At 65.3% G+C, this 20831-nt stretch carries 24 protein-coding genes; 8 read left to right on the top strand and 16 right to left on the bottom strand.

What is annotated here, in order from left to right:
* Window positions 1–58 precede the first annotated feature (58 nt).
* From AC5P57_RS10825 to ppsR, 3 genes are all read right to left on the bottom strand, one after another.
* Window positions 59–547, bottom strand: a complete 489-nt coding sequence (locus AC5P57_RS10825) for an NUDIX hydrolase (protein ID WP_495219571.1) — start codon at window positions 545–547, stop codon at window positions 59–61.
* Window positions 548–590: 43 nt separating this feature from the next.
* Window positions 591–1100: a DUF1249 domain-containing protein gene (locus AC5P57_RS10820; protein ID WP_099551018.1), complete on the bottom strand. Its 510-nt coding sequence runs from the start codon at window positions 1098–1100 to the stop codon at window positions 591–593.
* 206 nt (window positions 1101–1306) lie between these two features.
* On the bottom strand, window positions 1307–2128 hold the full coding sequence (gene ppsR / locus AC5P57_RS10815; RefSeq protein ID WP_006452040.1) for a posphoenolpyruvate synthetase regulatory kinase/phosphorylase PpsR: 822 nt from the start codon (window positions 2126–2128) through the stop codon (window positions 1307–1309).
* Between the two features lie 144 nt (window positions 2129–2272).
* Here ppsR and ppsA point away from each other — a divergent pair, with 144 nt between their 5' ends.
* On the top strand, window positions 2273–4651 hold the full coding sequence (gene ppsA, locus AC5P57_RS10810) for a phosphoenolpyruvate synthase (RefSeq protein WP_495219570.1): 2379 nt from the start codon (window positions 2273–2275) through the stop codon (window positions 4649–4651).
* Window positions 4652–4802: 151 nt separating this feature from the next.
* Window positions 4803–5696 (top strand): mechanosensitive ion channel family protein, encoded by an 894-nt coding sequence (locus AC5P57_RS10805; protein ID WP_099551016.1) that lies wholly within the window; start codon window positions 4803–4805, stop codon window positions 5694–5696.
* A 132-nt stretch (window positions 5697–5828) separates the two neighbouring features.
* Here AC5P57_RS10805 and AC5P57_RS10800 read toward each other — a convergent pair whose 3' ends face one another.
* From AC5P57_RS10800 to AC5P57_RS10780, 5 genes are all read right to left on the bottom strand, one after another.
* Window positions 5829–6944 carry an alkene reductase gene (locus AC5P57_RS10800; RefSeq protein WP_099551023.1) on the bottom strand — a complete coding sequence of 372 codons (1116 nt, stop codon included), beginning with the start codon at window positions 6942–6944 and terminating at the stop codon, window positions 5829–5831.
* Window positions 6945–7083: 139 nt separating this feature from the next.
* Window positions 7084–7959, bottom strand: a complete 876-nt coding sequence (locus tag AC5P57_RS10795) for an EcsC family protein (RefSeq protein WP_099551015.1) — start codon at window positions 7957–7959, stop codon at window positions 7084–7086.
* A gap of 159 nt (window positions 7960–8118) precedes the next feature.
* Window positions 8119–8691: an oligoribonuclease gene (gene orn / locus AC5P57_RS10790; RefSeq protein WP_099551014.1), complete on the bottom strand. Its 573-nt coding sequence runs from the start codon at window positions 8689–8691 to the stop codon at window positions 8119–8121.
* 75 nt (window positions 8692–8766) lie between these two features.
* The gene (gene tadA, locus AC5P57_RS10785; protein WP_099551013.1) at window positions 8767–9291 is read right to left on the bottom strand and encodes a tRNA adenosine(34) deaminase TadA; all 525 of its coding nucleotides are present in this window, start codon (window positions 9289–9291) and stop codon (window positions 8767–8769) included.
* Window positions 9292–9366: 75 nt separating this feature from the next.
* Window positions 9367–9726: a winged helix-turn-helix transcriptional regulator gene (locus AC5P57_RS10780; protein WP_099551012.1), complete on the bottom strand. Its 360-nt coding sequence runs from the start codon at window positions 9724–9726 to the stop codon at window positions 9367–9369.
* Window positions 9727–9804: 78 nt separating this feature from the next.
* On the opposite strand from AC5P57_RS10780, the gene AC5P57_RS10775 reads away from it, so the two are divergent.
* The 3 genes from AC5P57_RS10775 to AC5P57_RS10765 all read left to right on the top strand — a co-directional run bounded on the left by AC5P57_RS10775 (window position 9805) and on the right by AC5P57_RS10765 (window position 11341).
* Window positions 9805–10572, top strand: coding sequence for an NAD(P)H-dependent oxidoreductase (locus tag AC5P57_RS10775; RefSeq protein WP_262234925.1), 768 nt, complete (start codon window positions 9805–9807; stop codon window positions 10570–10572).
* A gap of 68 nt (window positions 10573–10640) precedes the next feature.
* Window positions 10641–11078 carry an acetyltransferase gene (locus tag AC5P57_RS10770; protein WP_010484891.1) on the top strand — a complete coding sequence of 146 codons (438 nt, stop codon included), beginning with the start codon at window positions 10641–10643 and terminating at the stop codon, window positions 11076–11078.
* Window positions 11079–11134: 56 nt separating this feature from the next.
* Window positions 11135–11341 (top strand): hypothetical protein, encoded by a 207-nt coding sequence (locus AC5P57_RS10765; protein ID WP_262234924.1) that lies wholly within the window; start codon window positions 11135–11137, stop codon window positions 11339–11341.
* 22 nt (window positions 11342–11363) lie between these two features.
* On the opposite strand, the gene AC5P57_RS10760 is transcribed toward AC5P57_RS10765, so the two are convergent.
* Complete coding sequence (locus AC5P57_RS10760; RefSeq protein WP_262234923.1) at window positions 11364–11870, bottom strand: GNAT family N-acetyltransferase; 507 nt, start codon at window positions 11868–11870, stop codon at window positions 11364–11366.
* 274 nt (window positions 11871–12144) lie between these two features.
* On the opposite strand from AC5P57_RS10760, the gene AC5P57_RS10755 reads away from it, so the two are divergent.
* The 3 genes from AC5P57_RS10755 to AC5P57_RS10745 are packed head-to-tail and all read left to right on the top strand — an operon-like array spanning window position 12145 to window position 14817.
* Window positions 12145–12801: a hypothetical protein gene (locus AC5P57_RS10755; protein WP_430542867.1), complete on the top strand. Its 657-nt coding sequence runs from the start codon at window positions 12145–12147 to the stop codon at window positions 12799–12801.
* A gap of 40 nt (window positions 12802–12841) precedes the next feature.
* On the top strand, window positions 12842–13495 hold the full coding sequence (locus AC5P57_RS10750; RefSeq protein ID WP_099551008.1) for a hypothetical protein: 654 nt from the start codon (window positions 12842–12844) through the stop codon (window positions 13493–13495).
* Entirely contained in the window at window positions 13492–14817 is a 1326-nt protein-coding gene (locus AC5P57_RS10745; RefSeq protein ID WP_099551007.1) for an XVIPCD domain-containing protein, read from the top strand. Before AC5P57_RS10750 ends, AC5P57_RS10745 begins: the two co-directional genes overlap by 4 nt.
* 54 nt (window positions 14818–14871) lie before the next feature.
* Here AC5P57_RS10745 and AC5P57_RS10740 read toward each other — a convergent pair whose 3' ends face one another.
* The 7 genes from AC5P57_RS10740 to AC5P57_RS10710 all read right to left on the bottom strand — a co-directional run bounded on the left by AC5P57_RS10740 (window position 14872) and on the right by AC5P57_RS10710 (window position 20817).
* Complete coding sequence (locus AC5P57_RS10740) at window positions 14872–16140, bottom strand: hypothetical protein (protein WP_430542864.1); 1269 nt, start codon at window positions 16138–16140, stop codon at window positions 14872–14874.
* A 97-nt stretch (window positions 16141–16237) separates the two neighbouring features.
* Window positions 16238–17242 carry an XVIPCD domain-containing protein gene (locus AC5P57_RS10735; RefSeq protein WP_262234920.1) on the bottom strand — a complete coding sequence of 335 codons (1005 nt, stop codon included), beginning with the start codon at window positions 17240–17242 and terminating at the stop codon, window positions 16238–16240.
* 57 nt (window positions 17243–17299) lie between these two features.
* The gene (locus AC5P57_RS10730) at window positions 17300–17836 is read right to left on the bottom strand and encodes a hypothetical protein (RefSeq protein WP_164135796.1); all 537 of its coding nucleotides are present in this window, start codon (window positions 17834–17836) and stop codon (window positions 17300–17302) included.
* A gap of 320 nt (window positions 17837–18156) precedes the next feature.
* Window positions 18157–18681 (bottom strand): DUF4189 domain-containing protein, encoded by a 525-nt coding sequence (locus tag AC5P57_RS10725; protein ID WP_262234919.1) that lies wholly within the window; start codon window positions 18679–18681, stop codon window positions 18157–18159.
* 392 nt (window positions 18682–19073) lie between these two features.
* On the bottom strand, window positions 19074–19511 hold the full coding sequence (locus tag AC5P57_RS10720; protein ID WP_495219569.1) for a DUF4189 domain-containing protein: 438 nt from the start codon (window positions 19509–19511) through the stop codon (window positions 19074–19076).
* 275 nt (window positions 19512–19786) lie between these two features.
* Complete coding sequence (locus AC5P57_RS10715; RefSeq protein ID WP_430542862.1) at window positions 19787–20188, bottom strand: DUF4189 domain-containing protein; 402 nt, start codon at window positions 20186–20188, stop codon at window positions 19787–19789.
* A 110-nt stretch (window positions 20189–20298) separates the two neighbouring features.
* Complete coding sequence (locus AC5P57_RS10710; RefSeq protein ID WP_223846428.1) at window positions 20299–20817, bottom strand: DUF4189 domain-containing protein; 519 nt, start codon at window positions 20815–20817, stop codon at window positions 20299–20301.
* Window positions 20818–20831 lie beyond the last annotated feature (14 nt).

Raw genomic sequence — 20831 nt, 5'->3', positions numbered from 1 at the left:
CCCCACCCGAAAGGTTGATCCCCACCCGAAAGATCGCCCCCCCACCCGATTCGCCGGGTTACAGCCGGCTGTAGGACCAGCTGACCATGCGGCCGTCCTTGTACGGCATCACGCCGTGGAACGGGCGTGGGTCGGCGTCGAACACCAGCGGCAGAAAGTTGCGGTCGCCCTCCCACATCGGCAGCGTGTCCAGCTTGTCCAGGTCCACCCACTCCAGCGTGCCTTCGTGGTTGCCACCGTGCGGGGTGCCCTCGAATCCATCGATGACGAACACGAAGCCCAGCCAGTCCTCGCCGTGCTTGCCGAAACCCGGCCAGCTGATGGTGCCGCGCAGGCGCATGCCGGTGCAGTGGATGCCGGCTTCCTCGGCGATCTCGCGGCGCATGCCAGCCGCGACGTCTTCGGTCGGTTCGATCTTGCCGCCCAGCCCGTTGTACTTGCCCAGGTGGTGGTCACCGGGGCGGATATTGCGATGGATCATCAGCACCTGGCGACGATCAGGCGACAGCACGTAGCCCAGGGTGGCGACGATCGGGGTATACGGCATGGGGCATGCATCCAGCAGCAGGTCAGCCGTGGATTATGGCCGATCAGCGCACCAGCGACAGGCGGCGTTCGGCGGGCGCGCCTGCGCCCTCGGGATCACGGCGCAGGGTGGCCACGCCGTGGCCGCGCTCGGCCAGGTATTCCAACCACTTGCCGAGGAAGGTGTTCATCCGCATGCGGTGGCTGATCAGCTCCGCCGGCGGCGGGTACAGGCCCATGGTGTCCTGCCAGCGGCGACCGACGTAGCAATGGGTGGTCTCGGCCTGGCGGGCGTCACGGTACAGGCGCACATAGGCCGACGGATCGGGCTCGCCGGTGACCGGATCGGCCAGGTCGTAGGTCAGACGCAGCTCCACCGTGTAGCGGTGGCACTCGATCACGTCCAGGCGGACATCCAGGCCGTCGCCGATCGAGGAAATGTAGCTGCCCGCCGCCAGTCCGGCCGGTTCGAACAGGCGCACCAGATGGCGGTAGTTTTCCGCGTACAGGCCCATGAGCCAGCTCAACCGGCTCAGGCGGGGAATGCGTTCGGTACGGGGCAAGGCTCGGGCCATGGGTCGATCCTACACGTTGGTGCTTCAACGTGGGGGCGGTTCGAGCCACAGCCAAGCCACCGACTGTGATCCCCCTGTAGAGCCGAGCCCATGCTCGGCTGGGCCACCGGGTTCTGGCCGAAGAGCAGCCGAGCGTGGGCTCGGCTCTACAGCGCGCAGCATCCACTGGTAGCGCCGGGCAATGCCCGGCGAACGTGGCGCGCGCCTCAATACAGCTCGCGCTGCAGCCCCAGCGTGGCCAGCACCTTGCTGGAGATCTCCTCGATCGAGGTATGGGTGGTGCTCAGGGTCGGGATCCGCTCCATCTGGAACATCACCTCGGCCGCAGCCACCTCACGCTTGCAGGTGTCCAGGTTGGCGTAGCGCGAGTTCGGGCGGCGCTCCTGGCGGATCTGCTGCAGGCGGTCCGGGTCGATGGTCAGGCCGAACAGCTTGCGCCGGTAGTTGCGCAGGCGCGGCGGCAGGCGGTCGCTTTCCAGGTCTTCGTCGGTCAGCGGGTAGTTGGCCGCGCGCACCCCGTAATGCAGGGCCAGGTAGATGCAGGTAGGCGTCTTGCCGGCGCGCGACACCGCCACCAGGATCACGTCGGCATCGTCGTAGTTCACCGCGATGCCGTCATCGTGGGTCAGGGCGAAGTTCATCGCGTTGATGCGGCGGTGGTAGGTGTCGAAATCGACCATGCCGTGGGCCTGGCCGACCCGGGCCAGGCGCGGGCTGGCCAGTTCACGCTCCAGCGGCTCGATGAACGGTGCGAACACATCCAGCATCAGCGCACCGCTGTCGGCCAGGATCAGGCTCAGGCTCTGGTCCACGCAGGAGTTCACCACGATCGGCCGGACCTGGTACCGCTCCCCCGCCGCCTGGATCCGGGCGCAGGCTTCACGCGCTTTTTCGGGGTCGTCGACAAACGACATGCGGTCGGTAATGAAGCTGAACCCGGAGAACTGGGTGAGCAGGCTATGCCCAATGGTTTCAGCGGTGATACCGGTTCCATCGGAAACGTAGAACACCGGACGGATGGTCGACATGCGCGCTTTTACCCCCTACGAAGCTTAAAAAGGCCGCCAGCACAAGCTTGTGCCGACGGTGCTCTGCCCGGCATCATATCGGCTTCTTCCTACGGACGCGGCCACTCAGCCCGCCTCGGGCGATGGCCAAACGGAGCATCGCGCTTGAACGAGAACATCCTGTGGTTGCACGAACTGCGTCTGGCCGATCTGGCCCGCGTAGGCGGCAAGAATTCGTCGCTGGGCGAGATGATCGGCAACCTGGCCGGTCTGGGCGTTTCGGTGCCGGGCGGTTATGCCACCACCGCTGAAGCCTTCAAGGACTTCATCGCGCACAACGATCTGTCCAAGCGCATCTTCGACAAGCTGGCCACGCTGGACGTCGAGGACGTCAACGCGCTGACCGCGGCCGGCAAGGAAATCCGCACCTGGGTGATCGATGCCCCGCTGCAGCCGCAGCTGGACCAGGACATCCGCACCGCCTACGCCAAGCTGAGCGCCGACAACGGCGGTGGCGACGTGGCCGTTGCCGTGCGCTCGTCGGCCACCGCCGAGGATCTGCCGGATGCGTCCTTCGCCGGCCAGCAGGAGACCTTCCTCAACGTCACCGGTGCGGACGACGTCGTGCACAAGGTCAAGGAAGTGTTCGCCTCGCTGTACAACGACCGTGCCATCGCCTACCGCGTGCACCACGGCTTCAAGCACGAGGACGTGTTCCTGTCCGCCGGCGTGCAGCTGATGGTGCGTTCGGGCGTCGGTTCCTCCGGCGTGCTGTTCACCCTGGATACCGAGTCCGGCTTCCGCGACGTGGTGTTCGTCACCTCCTCGTTCGGCCTGGGCGAAATGGTCGTGCAGGGTGCGGTGAACCCGGACGAGTACTACGTCTACAAGCCCACCCTGCAGGCCGGCAAGCCTGCGATCCTGCGCCGCTCGCTCGGCAGCAAGGCGATCCGCATGGTGTATTCGGATGTCCCCGGTGAGCGCGTGAAGATCGAGGACACCCCGGTCGAACTGCGCAACACCTTCTCGATCAGCGACGAGGACGTGCAGGAACTGTCCAAGCAGGCGCTGGTCATCGAAAAGCACTACGGCCGCCCGATGGACATCGAGTGGGCCAAGGACGGTGTCAGCGGCAAGCTGTTCATCGTGCAGGCGCGCCCGGAAACGGTGAAGTCGCGCAGCCACGCCACCCAGATCGAGCGCTTCGCGCTGACCGAAAAGGGCGGCAACGTGCTGGCCGAAGGCCGCGCCGTCGGTGCCAAGATCGGTTCGGGCGTGGCCCGCGTGGTCAAGACGCTGGACGACATGAACCGCGTGCAGCCGGGCGACGTGCTGATCGCCGACATGACCGATCCCGATTGGGAGCCGGTGATGAAGCGCGCTTCTGCCATCGTCACCAACCGTGGCGGCCGTACCTGCCACGCCGCGATCATCGCGCGCGAACTGGGCGTGCCGGCCGTGGTCGGTTCGGGCAACGCCACCAAGGTGATCGAAGATGGCCAGCTGGTCACCGTCAGCTGCGCTGAAGGCGATACCGGCTTCATCTACGAAGGCAAGCTCGGCTTCGAGCGCACCACCACCGATCTGGGCAACATGCCGCCGGCACCGCTGAAGATCATGATGAACGTGGCCAACCCGGAACGTGCCTTCGACTTCGGCCAGCTGCCGAACGCCGGCATCGGCCTGGCCCGCCTGGAAATGATCATCGCCAGCCACATCGGCATCCACCCGAACGCGCTGCTGGAATACGACCGTCAGGATGCGGCGACCAAGAAGAAGATCGACGAGAAGATCGCCGGTTATTCCGATCCGGTCGGCTTCTATGTGGACCGCCTGGCTGAAGGCATCGCCACCCTCACCGCCTCGGTTGCACCGAACGCCGTGATCGTGCGCCTGTCGGACTTCAAGTCCAACGAATACGCCAACCTGATCGGCGGCAGCAACTACGAGCCGCACGAAGAGAACCCGATGATCGGCTTCCGCGGCGCCAGCCGTTACGTCGACCCGAGCTTCTCGGCCGCCTTCGCGCTGGAATGCAAGGCCGTGCTGCGCGTGCGCAACGAAATGGGCCTGGACAACCTGTGGGTCATGATTCCGTTCGTGCGCACCCTGGAAGAAGGCCGCAAGGTCATCGAGGTGCTGGAACAGAACGGCCTGAAGCAGGGCGAGAACGGCCTGAAGATCATCATGATGTGCGAAGTGCCGTCCAACGCACTGCTGGCTGATGAGTTCCTGGAAATCTTCGACGGCTTCTCGATCGGCTCCAACGACCTGACCCAGCTGAGCCTGGGCCTGGACCGCGACTCGTCGATCGTCGCGCACCTGTTCGACGAACGTAACCCGGCGGTGAAGAAGCTGCTGTCGATGGCGATCAAGTCGGCACGTGCCAAGGGCAAGTACGTCGGCATCTGCGGCCAGGGCCCGTCCGATCATCCGGATCTGGCCGAATGGCTGATGCAGGAAGGCATCGAGTCGGTGTCGCTGAACCCGGATACCGTGGTCGATACCTGGCTGCGCCTGGCCAAGCTGAAGGCCAACGGTTGATGCCGTGAAGGCCGCAGGCTGACGTCGTGTTCATCGGCGTCAGCCGATACTGCTGATGCACGCAAGCCCCGCCTCTGCGGGGCTTGCTGTTTCTGGCGTCCACGTACGCCCTGCCCCGCGCAGACTCCACTTCGCAGCACAGGACTCCCGCATGATCGCCGCAGCAGCACCCGCGCCCGCCACAACGCCCTGGCTCCACACCCTCGACTGGCAACATCTGCTGGAAACCTATGGCGTGCCACTGTTGGCGGCGATCATTGTGTTCCTGGTAGGCATGTGGGCAGCGCGACGCCTGTCAAACGCGATGCCGCGCGCCACAGCGCGCATGGGCGTGGACCCGATGCTGGGCAGCTTCCTGCGCAATGTGGTCTACGCCACCGCTCTGGTAATCGTGGCATTGCTGGCCATCGATACGCTGGGCGTGAAGATCACCCCGCTGCTGGCCGTGCTCGGCACCGCCGGCCTCGCGGTTGGCCTGGCCCTGAAGGATTCACTGTCCAACATCGCCTCGGGCGTGATGCTGGTGACGCTGCGACCGTTCCGCGTGGGCGATGTGGTGACCGTGGCCGGACAGACCGGCACGGTGCGCGAAGTACGCATCTTCCAGACCGTCATCACCGGCGCCGACAACCAGCACACCACCATTCCGAACACGCTGATCACCGCCGCGCCGATCATCAACCTGACCGCCGAACCGACGCGCCGCGTCGAACTGGTGATCGGCATCGGCTACGAGGACAACATCCAGCTGGCACGTGATACCGCGCTGGCACTGATGAAGGCCGACCCGCGCGTGCTGCAGACGCCAGCACCGGACGTGGTGGTGTATGAGCTGGGTGCGCATGCGATCAACCTGGGCATCCGCTGCTACGTGAAGTCGGCCGACTGGTTCGGCACCAAGGTCACGCTGCTGGAACAGCTGAAGCTGGGCTATGACAAGGCCGGCATCAACATCCCGTACCCGCAGCAGGACATGCACCTGTACCTGCATGGCAAGGATGGTGGCGTCATAGAGGCTGATGCGCTGGTGCGCGACAAGCCCTGATCCCAGACAGAAATGCCGGCCAGCGGCCGGCACTACCCTGCCCCGCGCACCCTGGTAGTGCCGGCCGATGGCCGGCACCCACCCCATCTCCATACACCGGTAGTGCCGGCCGCTGGCCGGCAGCCTCCAGAATCAGGCAGCGACGCTCTCTTCCAGCGTCGGGTAATCGGTGAAGCCGACCGCACCACCGCCAAAGAACGTCGCACGGTCCGGCGGATTCAGATCCGCACCCAGGCGCAGGCGCTCCGGCAGGTCCGGGTTGGCGATGAAGGGGCGACCGAAGCCGATCAGGTCGGCCCAGCCTTCCGCCAATGCCTGCTCGGCGCGCTCGGCGGTGTACTTGCCGGCGTAGATCAGCGTGCCCGGGTAGATCATGCGCAGCGCCTGCTTGAAGGCCACCGGCATCGGCGGTGCATCATCCCAGTCGGCCTCTGCAATGTGCAGGTAGCCCACGCCCATCTCACCGAGCAGGTGTGCGGCAGCCAGATAGGTCGCCTGCGGCGTATCGTCCACCGCCCCCTGCAGCGTGGTCAGCGGCGCCAGGCGCACGCCCACGCGATCACCGCCGGCTACTGCCACTACCGCCTGCACCACCTCTCGCAGGAAGCGCAGCCGGTTCTGCAACGCGCCGCCATAGCCGTCGGTGCGCCGGTTGGCCTGCGAGTCGATGAACTGGTTGATCAGGTAGCCATTGGCCCCGTGCAGCTCGACGCCATCGAAGCCCGCCTCCAGCGCGTTGCGCGCGGCCTGCGCATAATCGGCGACGATGCCCGGAATCTCGTCTTCGGCCAGCGCGCGCGGCATCGAGTGCTGGATCATCTCCCCCACGCCCGCCTCCGGACCGGCACCGGTCGGATCGACGAACACCTTCACGCCTTCAGCCAGCAGGGCCGACGACGATACCGGTGCGCCACCGTCCGGCTGCAGCGCCACGTGTGAAACGCGGCCCACGTGCCACAGCTGGGCGTAGATGCGGCCGCCGGCGGCGTGCACCGCATCGGTCACCTGGCGCCAGCCCTGCATCTGTTCGGCGCTGTGGATGCCCGGGGTCCAGGCATAGCCCTGGCCCTGCTGGCTGATCTGGGTGCCTTCGCTGACGATCAGGCCGGCACCGGCGCGCTGCGCGTAGTAGGCGGCCATTTCCGCGGTGGCGACGTTGCCGTCGGCGGCGCGCGAGCGTGTCATCGGCGGCATCACGATGCGGTTGGGGAGCGTCAGCGCGCCCAGGCGGTGGGAGGTGAACAACATGGCGGACATCTCTTGCGGGGGGAGTGCCAGCAAGAATGGGGACCGCCTGCGAAAGGCAACAGGCGTGTTGTGGCAAAACAGTTGTGCCCGGCAGGCAAGGATGGCCATGCATGAAGGCTCATCCACGCACGGCGTGGATCTACTCCAGGCTGGGCTCGATCCTGATCGCGCCATGCGCCACCCGGTCATAGCAGGTGCGCACCACGTCTTCCCCGTACTTCAGCTCCAGTCGGCGCACGATGAAGTGGCCACGCGCCATGTCCTGGTAGTAGTCGGTGAACATGGTATTCAGTGTTGCACCGGCGGCGGCACCGACAATCGGCACCGCCTGCGCAGCGAATTTCTCGGTGACGACCACGCCGAAGCGCGCCGCCACCTTCTCCACCATCTTCGCCAGCAGCTTGCCGGCCTCCTTCGGTGCCACGCCCAGGGTCAGGTCGCGGCCGGTCACCACGCGCCCGGCCAGCTCGGCCGACAGGTGGCGCATCACGTCGGTGGTGAAGCCGCGGGCCAGGTAATAGCCGGTCTCGCTGGCGTCATCGCGCGGCGAGTTGCCGCCCAGCGCGAACACCTCCAGGCAGGCCTGCCGGGTGCTGAACTCGGACAGGTCGAAGCCTTCGCTGCGGGCCACGTCGGCCACCGCACGCATCATGATGGTGGTCGACACCGGCAGCTCGATGAACAGCGCGGCAAAGCCAAAGGCGCCGCCCACCGCACCGGAGGTCGCTGCGGCCAGCTTGTGCCAGCGGGTGGATGCGCCCTTGCCGGGGGTGTTGTCCATGCTCCACAGCGCCGCCTGCGCCGACTTGGACAGCGCCGCCTGCACCGCACCGTGGATGCGGTTGGAGACCGAGCTGGGCAGCGCCTTCACCGCGAACTCCAGCGGCGTGCCGACCAGATTGGCCATGCGCGCGGTCAGGGTTGGCGCTTCCAGCAGGGCCACCGCCCGCTGCAGGTCGGACCAGTCGCGGGCGTCGTGGGCAATATCGCGGGGAAGCAGGATGGGCTCGTTCATGGCGCCGATCTTAGCGCCAGGGAGTTGAACGGAGGGTGGTGCCGGCCGCTGGCCGGCAACCCGATACACCTCACGAAAGCCGCCGAATTGCCGGCCAGCGGCCGGCACTACCAAGTCGCGTGTCACCCGGTAGCGCCGGGCCAAGCCCGGCGTCGTTGTTCAGGTCGTGGGCAAGCCCGACAGCGCGCCCATGAACTGGCGATAGTGGCGCAGCTCGGCGATCGAATCGTGCACGTCACTCAACGCGGTGTGGTTGCTGTTCTTGCCGACGCCAGCGGCCACGGTCGGCGCCCAGCGCTTTGCCAGTTCCTTCACCGTGGACACGTCCAGGTTGCGGTAGTGGAAGTACTTCTCCAGGCGCGGCATCTGGCGGTGCAGGAAGCGGCGGTCCTGGCAGATCGAGTTGCCACACATCGGCGAGAGGCCCGACGGGATCCACTGCGCCAGGAAGTTCACCGTCTGCGCCTCGGCCTGGCCGAGGGTGGTGGTGCTGTCCACCACGCGCTGCCACAGGCCCGAACGACGATGCTGGTTGCGATTCCACTCGTCCATCGCCTCCAGCGTTTCCAGCGGATGATGGATGGCGAATTCCGGACCTTCGGCCAGCACGTTGAGCTGGGCGTCGGTGACCACGGTGGCGATCTCGATGATCGAATCGTTGTCGGTGTCCAACCCGGTCATTTCCAGGTCGATCCAGATCAGTCGTTCGTTGGCCGCGCCGGTGTCCGCCATTGTGTCGCCTCGTTGCTGGGCAGGCGCGCGGCCTACCGGTGAAGGAAAGAGGCGCCCATCATACCCGTTCGCCCCTCAGCCCTCGCCGACGTGGTCTTCCAGCAGCAGCGGCGGCTTGCCGCGCTTGGCACGGAAGTAATTGGTCAGGCGCGTGCTCGCTTCCTTGGCCAGCACCCCGCCGTGGATCTCGACCCGGTGGTTGTGGCGGGCATCGCCGAGCAGGTCGAACACACTGCCGCAGGCACCGGTCTTTGGATCACTGGCGCCGTAGACCAGGCGCGATACCCGTGCATGCACGACCGCCATCGCGCACATCGCGCACGGCTCGAGGGTCACGTACAGGGTGCTGCCCAGCAGGCGATGGTTGGCCAGCAGCTTCCCCCCTGCCCGCATGGCCACGATCTCGGCATGCGCGCTGGGATCGTGCGAGGCGATATTGAGGTTCCAGCCCTCGCCCAGCAGCTGGCCATCGGCGCTTACCAGCACCGCACCAACCGGGATCTCATCGAACTCACGCTGTGCGCGCTCGGCCAAGGCCAGTGCATGGCGCATCCAGTGTTCATCAGCGTCGTGCACCGGTACACCCAGGACATCGGTCATGGCGGTTCTCGCTTTTCACCTGGGCCAGGATGGCCGCCGGGGCCGCATTGTACGCCCGGGGCCGTGCAGGCGCCGCTAACGTGCGTCGAAACGCTCGCGGGCCGCGTCGAGCGCCGGGAAGTTGTGCTCGGCCCAGCGGTCCAGAGCGGACAGCGTCTCGACCAGGCCGCGCGCGACCTCGGTCAGGTGGTACTCCACATGCAAGGGTTTGCTACCCAGTTCGCACCGCTCGACCAGGCCATTGCGCTCCAGCTGCCGCAGGGTCTGGGTCAACACCTTCTGCGAGATGCCTTCGATCTTCCGCAGCAGCGCACCGTTGCGTTGCGGGCCCTGCGCCAACGCCGGCAACAGCAGCATCACCCACTTGCCGGAGATCAGCGCCAGCGCATCGCGCGCCGAGCAATCGGCGGCATAGACATTTCCGGGGAACGCCATGGTTACCTCAAGGTGCGTAATTGCCGGGGCATACCGGCACCGCGAGGATGGTCGCACACTCCTCGAACACCTCGTCCCATGCGCGCGCTGATCCTGCTTGCCCACCCCGAACCCCGCTCCTTCAATGCCCACCTGGCCGTGCAGGCGGCCGAGCAGCTGCGACACGACCACCTGCAGGTGGACGTGGTCGACCTGTATGCAGAAGCCTTCGATCCGCTGGAAGCGGCCTGGCACCATCCACGGCGCCTGCGACCGGACCGCTTCGATGCCCAGCGCGAACAACGCTACAACGCCGAACAGGATCAGCTGCCCGCCGATGTGCAGCGTCACCTGCGACTGCTGCGGGCTGCGGACCTGGTGATTCTGCAGTTCCCGCTGTGGTGGTTCGCGGCGCCGGCCATCCTCAAGGGCTGGCTGGACCGCGTGCTGGTCTACGGGCCGATGTACACCAGCCGGCAGCGTCACGAACATGGCGTGATGCAGGGCAACCGTGCGTTGCTGAGCGTGACAACCGGTTCGTCGGCGCGGGCCTGCGCGGTCGATGGCCGCGAAGGCGATACCCGGCTGTTGCTGTGGCCGTTGATGTACAGCCTGCGCTACGTCGGCTTCGAGGTGATGGAGCCGCATGTGGTGCATGGCGTACGTTCCGGGCTGGCACCGGAGCGCGTGCAGGCACACGACGAGGCACTGGCCGCAGCAACCCACTACTACCGCGAACGCCTGGCGCAATGGCCGCAGTGGCCCACCGTGCCCTTCAACGACAGCGGCGATTTCGAGGATGGTGTGGTACTGCGCGCGGAAGCGACTGCCTACAGTCCCTTCATCCGCCATCGCAACGCGGGATGAATCCGCACCTGCAGGCACGGCCGGAAAGCTTCATACTGCGCATTCCTGTCAAGCACCTTGGTGAACATATGACCACCCTCCGTCCCTCGCGCGCCGACGACGGCGCCGCCCTTGTCGACCTCTGGCGCCGCGCCGTCGACGCCACCCATGACTTCCTCAGCGCGGAAGATCGCCAGGCGATCGATGCCGAAGTCGCCGGTTTCCTGCCGCAGGCACCGATGACCGTGGCCGTCGACGCTCAGGACCGCCCCCTCGGTTTCATGCTGATCGACGGCACGCACATGGAAGCGCTGTTCATCGATCCGGACGTACGTGGCACCGGCATCGGCCGGCAACTGCTGCAGCACGCACTGGCCCAGCATCCGCAGCTGAGCACTGACGTCAACGAACAGAACGCACAGGCCGTCGGCTTCTACCTGCGCATGGGCTTCGTCGAAAGCGGCCGCTCACCACTCGATTCGCAAGGCCGTCCGTATCCGCTGATCCACCTTCGGCACAACGGCTGACATCCGTCGGCAGCAGCCACGTGCTAGCGTGGCTGCTTTCGACCAAGGAATGCTGCATGGATGGTGCAAAAGCCCTGCTGACCCTGTTTGCGCTGGGCATCAGCCTGGTCTGGATCCTGGTGCCGTTCGCCATCTTCGCCGTGCGCAACCTGCTGCGTGAGGCACTGGTCGAGCAGCGCCGTACCAATGAACTGCTTGAGCACATCGGCGGTTACCGCATTCCGAAGCCGCAACCCGAACCGACCGTCTGGCGCGCGCCCTGAGCAGAAACGTGCCAGGCCCGGATCAGGCCGTCGCCTCGAAGGCCGGTGAGTACTGCACCTCGCCCTGTGCCAACGGAGGCTGCAGGCAAAGTGCCTGGAAGTACTCCGGCGGCACACCCCGCAGCACCAGGCCCGGCTCGGCACGGAAGCCGAAGCGACCGTAATAGGCCGGCTCACCCAGCAATACACAGCCATGTGCACCCTGCTGACGCAGTGCTTCGAGTGCGGCATGCATCAGGGCCGCACCGATGCCCTGCCCCTGCCACGCGGGCAATACCGAAATCGGGCCCAGGCCAAACCAGCCCGTGCTGCCATCGCTGATCGTCACCGGCGACAGTGCAATGTGTCCGACCACCTGGCGCTGAGCTTCGGCGACAAGCGAAATGCTCAGTTCCCCACGCGAACGCAACGCATCGACGATGAACTGCTCGGTGTGGCTGCTGTGCGGGGCCTCGCGGAACGCGGCCTCGGTGAGCGCATGGAGGGTGGCGTGATCATCAATGGCTTCGGCACGGATCGCGTAGTTCATTGCGTAATGTTCGCTTGCGTGAGAGCTGCGTGAATTAGTGATTTCTGTCACAAATTTATGGAGAAATGCCGAACGCGAAGCGTAATCGCTCCGCGAACCTCGAATCGCCTGTGCCGCAATCGATTCGGCGACGCCGCCGAACGCTGAGTGCGTCAAAATTCCGTCACCCACGCCTTGCCGCAGCTGGCGCCAGGTTTCCAGAACACTCCATAATCGATAAACCTGTCACCAGGGAAGGATATATGGACACGGACGCACGATGCAGGATGCCGCCATGGATGTAGCCATGCCGACACGCAAGGGACGCCATCTGGTACCGATGGGCCTCTTGCTGGCGCTGACGGCCTGCTCGCCTTACGCGGACGCAGAGCGTGACGTTGCCGCAGGTGGACGCGGCCTGGCCAAGCTCAACCCGTCACCGCAGCAGGGCTACGAGCTGGTACTGACCCTGAAGGATGCCCCCGGTCCCTTCGCGGTGGTCGAGGGAGTTGCCCAGTACGACGTCAGCAACCACAGGGACTGCGGCCGGGTCCTGTGGGCGACCGGTACCGCCAGCCGTATCACCAGCCAGGAGTTGGTGGAACTACACAAGGTCGACGAGAACGAATACCGCGGTACGTTCTACCTCGACCGCATGCAGGACGAGGATTACTACGGGCGTGGCGTCTGCCATTGGACGCTGACGGGTGTCGGTGCGATGTTGCGCGCTACGACCGGCGAGGCGGATACGCGATTCCTTACGTTCGCCGACAAGGAGCGCATGGAGAGCGACTCACCTCTTACGCTTTATTACCCAAACCTTATCTATCCGCGCGCCGACACTGTCGCCAACTTTGGCGCCAGTGGCGAGGAAGATCCGTCGGGGTACAGCGAAGATCTGCGCGACGCGCTGTTCTCAACCACCACCACTGTGCAGAAGCTCGTGCCATGAGCTGCCAGTTCAACAACCCCTACCCCCAAGGAGGCCGACATTGCGCCACAAGATGATTCCGTGCCTTGCTCTGCTTCTATTGACCGCCTGCAACCCGGAGACCGCCATGAACCAGGAACGTGCCGCTGCTGAAGCCGATGTCGCCCAGGGTGGGCGCGGCCTCGCCAAGCTCAACCCCAACCCGCGCAAGGCCTATGAACTGGTCCTGCGCCTGAAGGACGCCCCCGGTGATTTCGCGGTCGTCGAGGGCGTCGCCCAGTACGATGTCAGCAACGAAGACCAGTGCGGCCACATCGAACCGGCCACCGGCACCGCCGCACGCATCACCAGCCAGGAGCCGGTGCAGCTGCGCAAGATTACCGACGGCGAGTATCGCGGCACCGTCTATCTCGACCGCATGCTGGATGAGGACTACTACGGCCGCGGCGTCTGCCGGTGGCAGTTCAGCGGTGCCGGCGCGATGTTGAAGGCCACCGGCGCCGAAGGCGAGACCCGCTTCCTGACCTTCGTCGACGCCAAGCCGCTGACCGAAGGCAGCGCGCACACCCTCTACTATCCGGACGCGGCCTATCCGCGCGCGCCGCTTGCAGCCGACTATCCGGCCACCGGCAAGTCCAACCCTGCCGACTACGTCGCCGAGCTGCAGGGCAAGCTGTTCACCATGAGCCTCAGCGCCAGCGAGGTCACCCCATGACCATCACCAGCCAGGACTATGCCGCGCTGTCCGATGACGCCTACAAGGATCGCGCGGTCGGCCGGCGCGCGCCGGGCCAGGAAGAGAAAGTCATCCTCAACGGGCACGAGTACAAGGTACTGCAGCACGTCGACAACCGGCTCAACGGCTATCAGGGCACCATATACCAGCGCACCGATACCAACGAGATCGTCGTCGCCCACCGCGGCACCGAGCAGATCGCCCGTGATGCGATCCTCACCGACGGAGGCATGGTGGTTGCCCGCACCAATGTGCAGGCCCCCGATGCCATCGCTCTGACCAAGAGCGCGCTGGACTACGCGAAGCAGGAAGCTGCATTTGGAGGCCGCGCGCCCCAGGTCACCGTCACCGGTCATTCCCTCGGCGGCGCCCTCGCCCAGATCACCTCGCACCACTTCAACGTCAAGGGCGAGACATTCAATGCCTACGGCGCGGTCAGCCTCAGCTACCGCATCCCGGAAGGCGGAAACACCATGATCAACCACGTCATGGCGTCCGATCCGGTCAGCGCTGCCTCGCCGCACTTCGGTCAGGTCCGCATCTATGCCAAGCCCGACGAGATCAAGACGCTCGCGGCAAACGGCTTCAGCAATCACGCCCTGCGTGATCTGATTCCGGACCGGCCGATCATTGCGGCGACCAGCTCGTTCGGCGCGCACAAACTGGGCAACTTCCTCGACGAAGGCTCGGTGCTGAAACATCCAGAAACCCAGAAGCTGGCGAAAGACAACGCCAAGATGATCGAGGAGTACCGCGATGACGTCGAGTCACTGCGCCGTGGCGTCACCCGCGCGGCACGCGGTATCCCGGGCGGCGCCATCGATCTGTACGACCACATCCGTGGCCCGCTGCAACCCGGTGAGCCGGCCCGTCGCGAGGCGGAGAAGAACGGCCATCACACCAGCATGCTGCGCATGGACGATGCCAACCACCTGGGCAACCCGCTGTTCAACGATGCGATCCGTGGCGTGCATGCGCAGGACGTTCGCGTCGGCCGCGTGCCGGATGTGATGAGTACGCAGTTGGCCGGTAGCCTGGCGGCGGAGATGCACGCGGCAGGTGGCAAGCGCATCGACGAAGTGGTGATGAATGCCGATGCCTCGCGCAGCTTCGCGGTGCAGGGCCAGGGCGGCGACCCCGCTCACCTTCGCGTGTCGGTGGATACGGCGGTGGCGATGAACACACCGCTGGAACAGAGCAGCCAGCGCATCGACCAGCAGGCCACGGGGCAGCGCCTTGCACTGGAGCGCGACCAGCAGCTGGAACAGCAGCAGAACCAGACCCGCAGCATGCAGGCCTGATGGCCAGCGCGGGAGCCGGTCATTCCGGCTCCCGCTTTACTTCAGCATCGCGCCTCAGGGGCTGGTGGCCGCGACCGGCGCGGACGTACTGGCGGTCACAAACAGATCCGGGCCAGAATCCGGGAAGCCGCCACAGGCCCGATCCCCCGGCGCCACCGGGTCACAGGGCCACTGGCTGCGCGAAACCTTCTCGCGCAGCTCGAAGCGATCCCCGGTCCAGACCACGAAGGCCAGGTGCTCGCGGTTCCAGTCACTGTAGGCACGCGGACCGCCCTTCTGCGCCGACTCCGGGTACTGCACGAACCATCGCATGGCCGGGCCGTACTGCAGCTTGCTGTGGTCCAGTGTGATCCGGCCTTCGCGGGCCAGCTGGCGTGCGCGATCGGCTTCCGTCAACGGCGGCATGGCCGGCATGGCCTCGGCCGTTACATCCCGCGGTGCGGCATCGCCGCGGACCTGATACACACGCTGGGCCACATAGGCCTCGCGGCAATCCCCCGCTGGCACGCGGACCGGCTCCGCGCCGTACTCATCACGGTTGGCGACCTGATCGCTGCAGGTGAACGGCGCTGACACCAGATAGAACGTGCTGCCGACGTCGCGCCCTTCCAGCGAGCGCACCCAGATGTCGCCCATCCGCACGATGAAGTCCGGGCGCTGGCCATAGCCCGGCACCGCCTTGAACCACGTCTTCTGCCGCACCTCACGCTCGCGCCAGCTGCGCGGCAGGTGGATGTCCTGCTGGGGCAGCGCGACCAGCAGCGCGGCCAGATGCGCCGGCATCGTGCCCTGGCAGGCGCCGATCAGCAGCTCGCCCTGGGCCGCCAGTCGCCCGGCCAGATCCACCGGACAACGGGCACCGAGCGCACGCTCGGTCGCCTGCTCGGGCGGCAACGGCACGATGGCCAATGCGGGCGGTGCCGGTGCCATCGCCGGAACGGTTGGCTCGACGGCGGCAGGCGGTGCAGCCACAGGCGCCGCCACTGAGGGCACAACGGGCACGGGCGCCGGTTCCGCAGACGGCATCGCCTGCGCGTCCACCCCAGGTGCCGCAGGAGGTGTCACGGCAACTGGTACTTCGGGAGCCGGCGCAGCGACAACGGCATGCGCCGCCGTGGGTGCTGCAGCGGGCGCCGCCCCTGCAGGCGGGGCAACGGGCGCCCCGGCAGCAAGGGGCGCCTCCCCGACGGGTACCGCTGCCTCCTGAGCCTGTGCCGACGCTGCGGCTAGTCCAAGTGACAGCAGCCAGAGCGGCGGCAGACGGCGCGCGGATGCATTGCAGCGGGCAGCCGCGTGCCGGGCCTTCAAGGGAACGATTCGCATGTAGTGTCCTTACGTTGGGTTTCCATGTCGGCGCCACAGGGCGCCACGCGTCGTACGTAAAGCACCGGCTGGGCCCCCTGCCCGCCGGCATCAGGTGTTACATGGATCGAGAACGCTGCTCCTGTTCGCGGGCGAGTGCGGCCGCCGGGTCCTGTTGCGCAACACTGGCCGCCAACTGCTGGCTGCTCTGTGCCAGTGGCTGCTGTGCGGCCTGCTCCCGGTCTACGGACGCACGCAGCATGGCCGGATCACCCAACGCGCCCTGCACCGCAAACAGCGTGCGGCCGTCGTTGCCGGCCAGCAGATGATCAATGCGCGACAGCCCCGCCTTCTGCGCGCCCAACGCCAACGCACCAGCGGCATTGTCGAGATCCTGTGCATTGCGCAGCCCACTCTGCGGTCCCAGCTGCTGCAGGTGCCGGCGCGCATCCTCGAACAACGCATTGCCGGGCTCACCGGCATGCGACATGTCGCGTGCAACGGTCTGCGCCCGCGCACCGACTTCACCTCGATCCAATCGCGCCATCACGTCCGGCGTCAACTTCTGTTGCCAGACCTCGAAGCGTTGCCGGCGTGCCTCGATGCCATTGAGCGCGCCATTGAGCGCATGCGTTGCTTCGCGCACATCCTCGCGCGCCGCCTCCGGCACCCGCGTCTGCCACTGCCAGACGGCAATACGGCCTGCGTGCTCGGGCTGCGCGGCCAGCTCCGGCTGATTCACCAGGTCCAGATCCAGCGCCTTGCCGGCACGCTCGTAATTTTCCTTGCCGACGAGCGGCAGATAGCCGCGGCCGTGGTACTTCAGCGCGTCACCAGGCGCGTCGTTGCCCATGCGCCCGCCGTACATCAGCTCGGCCAGGTTTTCCGGGCGGCCACGCAGCGCTTCCTGGCGGGCGCTCTCCAGCACAGCGTTGCCATTGCGCCACGCAGCCTCCACCGGGATCTGCGAGATTCCCCGGGTGAAGTTGAAACTCTCGTTGAGCCGGCTCAAGCCGCGCGACTCGTGCCCTGCCTGGGCCATGAAATTGGCCAGTTCAAGCGGGGAGTCGATGCCGGCTTTGGTCGCCTGCCGCAACAGCTGCGACTCTCTATCGGTCGACACAGTGCAACTCCTGAATCTTCATCAGCGCGGATTCCCTTCCGCCGGTTGGAGCTTGGCTCATGGAAGCGACACCTCGGCGACACTGGACGGGTCGAAGTCCTCGAACCGCACCCTGCCCAGTTCCGCCACCGAGTAATCCCGGATGTTGGTCGCTTCGGTCTCGATATCCACGACCTTGCGTCTCACCCCGTCCACCCAGCAGGCCTTGTCCGCGGGCGCATAGCGGAACCGGTAGGTGCTGCTCCAGCGCTCGCGGCTACCGCCGTTGGTGATCACGCTGAAGGTGCCTTCCTCGACCATTGCATACGCAAAAGGGTCGCCGGCCAGGCCACCCCGGGTGGAACACGGCACCAGCTTGTCGTTGCGCGCAGCCAGCTGCCAACGCCCGCGCCCGTCAGCGCGCAGCAACAGCAGCACCCGGTTTGGTCCGTGCTGACCGGGCACCAGCCCTTCCGGCGTCGGCTGGTCGATGACCAGCAATTGATACTCGATGCCATCGCCGTTGAGCTCGCCCCTGACAGCTTCCAGCAGGTTCGCACCGGACGGAACGAATGCCAGGGCATCGTCCATGTGTGCGCCAACCCTGTCGTCCATCCCCTCCCACTCCTTCAATGTGGTCATGCCGATGCCCGCCTCCCTGCCCAGCCGGAACGCGGCGTTCCGGCTTATCCGCGCCTGCGCGGGCAGGGATCATAGCCTTGCGTACGGCAAGGCCGTGATGATGGCGAGCGTCACCCGCTGCAGGGGCTGACAGCGTCCTCATTGGACGGAAGAACTCCTGCATTCGGCAGCACTGGCGCGTCATTTTCATGACGCGCGGGGAGCTTACCGCGAGGCGTTCTGCCGCGTCGAAGGGCAAGGAAATCGAAAAGCGGAATTGATCACAGAAAACGGGGCTTAGCGTGAATGGCGCCTTACCTGATGAACAGATCCGCTGTGCAGGCCGTTCTGGCAATCCCGCATTGACCCTGCGGCAGCTGCTTCCATGCCGCCTTCGCGCTGCATTGCTGCATCGCGACAACGACCGCTCCCTGTTCGGACATGGCGGTGGCGACGCTGGTGGTTTCCGTGCCCAGACCCGCGTGGGCGACCGCCACGCATTGCGCCTGGAACAGGGTCGCCAACGTACATTCGCCTTTCCCGAACTCCTTGCACTCCTTCATGGATGCACGCTTTGCCTTGCCCCGCGAGCGCATCGAGTTGCTGATGAAGGTATCGCCGCGGGCATCCATCGCCACGCCGCGCACGGTCTGCGCCCAGTTGGGGCGATTGTTGTACGGGGATCCTGAGCTGCTCACCGGAATGGGCGCACAGCCCTGTACACCCTGGCCACCGATGGGATACATGCCCTGCGGGCAGTTGCCTTCGGCAAGCGCAGTGAACGGCAGCAGGCCTGCAATCAGCAGACACGGAAGAAAAGCGAGGTGGATCCGTTTCATCGGGAGACTCATTCCTTTGCTGCCCATTGTGGGAGGTGGGACGGCCTGAGCAGACGATCGCTGCCCAAACTTGCCTCCCGGATTGGGAGGGCTCCGCAGAGCAGACAAGGCCCAGGCTGGCCGGGCACCTGATCATTGGAGAACTCTGCGATTCCAACCGGAGTGCTCGGCAAGCACCATGGTCGCGTAGCCACGCTGAACGCTCAAGGTCAATCGCGTCAGACTGTGCATCAGCGCAGGCTCGATCGGAGTACAGCACCCCAGCACAACACATTACTGCCGATCAAATAGACGCCCTTCGCACGAATATCACCTTCACATCAGCATCTCCAAGCTTGCCTTTGCCTTGGGGAATCAACACGCTCCGGGCACTGGCAGTCAGGGCTCTTTCGCTAGAACGCCTCATAGACCGGTTCAGAACACGCTGAGTAGGCAACTTTGCATTGCGTTCCAGTCGGATCCACGCAGATCTTTTGTGCCTGCACAATGGCTTCCTTCAAGTCTTGACCGCTCGCAACGCCACCACGCGCCCCATTGCCTTGGCTCTGAGGAACTACCCAAGCGGCACACTGGTTTCGGTACGCGATGAGTATTCGGCAATCGCGAGCAGCGTGCATGCCGCATCCCTCGAGAGCGACACGCTCCGCATCCTCTTTCGTCGCCCTCCCTGTCGCCACGCCTGCTTCGTTCGTACTGGGCGAGGAAGCAATGGCACCCCACGTCTTATGCCACTGGCCAGCGGGTTCCGCCCCACGGGCGCTCCCCCCCGCTCCAGGGATGGGGGCACACCCACCCCTTGATCGCCGATGGGATACTGGCCGGCCGGGCATCGGCCCTCGGCATTGGCGTTATTGGCAACGAGGAGTGCAGCAAACAGCAGCGCCAGAATCACGAGCGCCGGATTACCGCGTAAAGGTTTGAAATCGGCCATTGTCTTGAATTTCCATGACGTCACAACCGATCAGTCTTGCTGGAAGGACGGTTTGGTACAGTCAGAATGGAAAACGGAGCAAGCCTGACTTCCCAAATCCTTGCAGTTCTTGGCTGCCCCCTCCTGCGCCTGTTCTTTCGTCGCCCCGGTGTTGAATCTCATGCCACTGTCCGGTCATGCAGCCCGGACAACCGCATAGCATTGGTTGTAGTAGGTAAAAACGACTGTGCAGTCGATAGCTCCGCCCTGCCGGCATCGTTCGACGGCTTGGCGCTCTGCCGAAGCCTTGGCCTGATGCCCAGTAGCAGAACCTGCATCTCCTCCAGGCGAGCTGGCGACAGCACCCCATGTCTTGACCCAGTACCCGGGATTCTCCTGCGGGGCGCTCTGAGCCGCGCCGGGTATGGGTGCGCAGCCACCAACGCCTTGGTCGCCAATCGGGTACTGGCCCCCAGGGCAACGACCTTCGGCATTGGCATTTTCAGTAACGACCAGCACGGCAAACGCCAGCGTCAAAAACCCAAGAAATGTTACCCAAATGCTTGAATCCGGCCATTGCCAAGACTTTTGGGACATCACTGTTGATCACTCGGCGGTCTGATGCTCCGCACCCGTCATCTTCCTTGAAGCCTTCCGCAGTGCTTCAAGCGACATCCAAAGAACGGGAGGCAATATGATTCGCCACATCAGCCCTCCTGAAAGAAGGGCTTGGTGCAGTCCGAGTGGACGAACGTGCACTCCTGGCTTCCCGAATTCCGACAATCCTGCGTCGCCCTTTCCAGCGCCTGTTCCTTGGTAGCACCCGCGTTGAACATCGTTCCATTGTCCGGCCGGCCGGTTCTGATGGACGCATAGCACTGGTTGTAATAGGTGTACAGAACCTTGCAATCAGTTGCTCCCCAGTGACCGCAGCGCTCGATCGCCTGTCGCTCGGCCGAGGCCTTGGCCTGATGGCCAGTCGATGCACCCGCATCGCCATTCATGGATCCCGCAACGGCTCCCCACGTCTTAACCCAGTGCCCGGGATTCTCATCAGGCGCGCTCCGGCCTGCCCCAGGGATGGGAGCACAGCCGCCCACTCCCTGATCGCCGATCGGATACTGGCCCGGCGGGCAGCGGCCTTCTGCTAACGCAGAATTGATGTATGCAGAACCCATAAACACGAAAGACAAGCAAAGATATTTCAGAAAACCGTTGGCGCTCATCGTCAGTCCAGCCT

The sequence above is a fragment of the Stenotrophomonas sp. YJH_SMC_79 genome, assembly GCF_059367995.1.
This window is presented reverse-complemented; position numbering and strand designations above follow the sequence as displayed.

Coding starts and splice junctions, on each gene's coding strand:
- AC5P57_RS10825 (WP_495219571.1), bottom strand. CDS start 547: ATGCCGTATACCCCGATCGTCGCCACCCTGGGCTACGTGCTGTCGCCT.
- AC5P57_RS10820 (WP_099551018.1), bottom strand. CDS start 1,100: ATGGCCCGAGCCTTGCCCCGTACCGAACGCATTCCCCGCCTGAGCCGG.
- ppsR (WP_006452040.1), bottom strand. CDS start 2,128: ATGTCGACCATCCGTCCGGTGTTCTACGTTTCCGATGGAACCGGTATC.
- AC5P57_RS10805 (WP_099551016.1), top strand. CDS start 4,803: ATGATCGCCGCAGCAGCACCCGCGCCCGCCACAACGCCCTGGCTCCAC.
- AC5P57_RS10800 (WP_099551023.1), bottom strand. CDS start 6,944: ATGTTGTTCACCTCCCACCGCCTGGGCGCGCTGACGCTCCCCAACCGC.
- AC5P57_RS10795 (WP_099551015.1), bottom strand. CDS start 7,959: ATGAACGAGCCCATCCTGCTTCCCCGCGATATTGCCCACGACGCCCGC.
- orn (WP_099551014.1), bottom strand. CDS start 8,691: ATGGCGGACACCGGCGCGGCCAACGAACGACTGATCTGGATCGACCTG.
- tadA (WP_099551013.1), bottom strand. CDS start 9,291: ATGACCGATGTCCTGGGTGTACCGGTGCACGACGCTGATGAACACTGG.
- AC5P57_RS10780 (WP_099551012.1), bottom strand. CDS start 9,726: ATGGCGTTCCCCGGAAATGTCTATGCCGCCGATTGCTCGGCGCGCGAT.
- AC5P57_RS10775 (WP_262234925.1), top strand. CDS start 9,805: ATGCGCGCGCTGATCCTGCTTGCCCACCCCGAACCCCGCTCCTTCAAT.
- AC5P57_RS10770 (WP_010484891.1), top strand. CDS start 10,641: ATGACCACCCTCCGTCCCTCGCGCGCCGACGACGGCGCCGCCCTTGTC.
- AC5P57_RS10765 (WP_262234924.1), top strand. CDS start 11,135: ATGGATGGTGCAAAAGCCCTGCTGACCCTGTTTGCGCTGGGCATCAGC.
- AC5P57_RS10760 (WP_262234923.1), bottom strand. CDS start 11,870: ATGAACTACGCGATCCGTGCCGAAGCCATTGATGATCACGCCACCCTC.
- AC5P57_RS10755 (WP_430542867.1), top strand. CDS start 12,145: ATGGATGTAGCCATGCCGACACGCAAGGGACGCCATCTGGTACCGATG.
- AC5P57_RS10745 (WP_099551007.1), top strand. CDS start 13,492: ATGACCATCACCAGCCAGGACTATGCCGCGCTGTCCGATGACGCCTAC.
- AC5P57_RS10740 (WP_430542864.1), bottom strand. CDS start 16,140: ATGCGAATCGTTCCCTTGAAGGCCCGGCACGCGGCTGCCCGCTGCAAT.
- AC5P57_RS10730 (WP_164135796.1), bottom strand. CDS start 17,836: ATGGACGACAGGGTTGGCGCACACATGGACGATGCCCTGGCATTCGTT.
- AC5P57_RS10725 (WP_262234919.1), bottom strand. CDS start 18,681: ATGAAACGGATCCACCTCGCTTTTCTTCCGTGTCTGCTGATTGCAGGC.
- AC5P57_RS10720 (WP_495219569.1), bottom strand. CDS start 19,511: ATGCCCGGCCGGCCAGTATCCCATCGGCGATCAAGGGGTGGGTGTGCC.
- AC5P57_RS10715 (WP_430542862.1), bottom strand. CDS start 20,188: ATGTCCCAAAAGTCTTGGCAATGGCCGGATTCAAGCATTTGGGTAACA.
- AC5P57_RS10710 (WP_223846428.1), bottom strand. CDS start 20,817: ATGAGCGCCAACGGTTTTCTGAAATATCTTTGCTTGTCTTTCGTGTTT.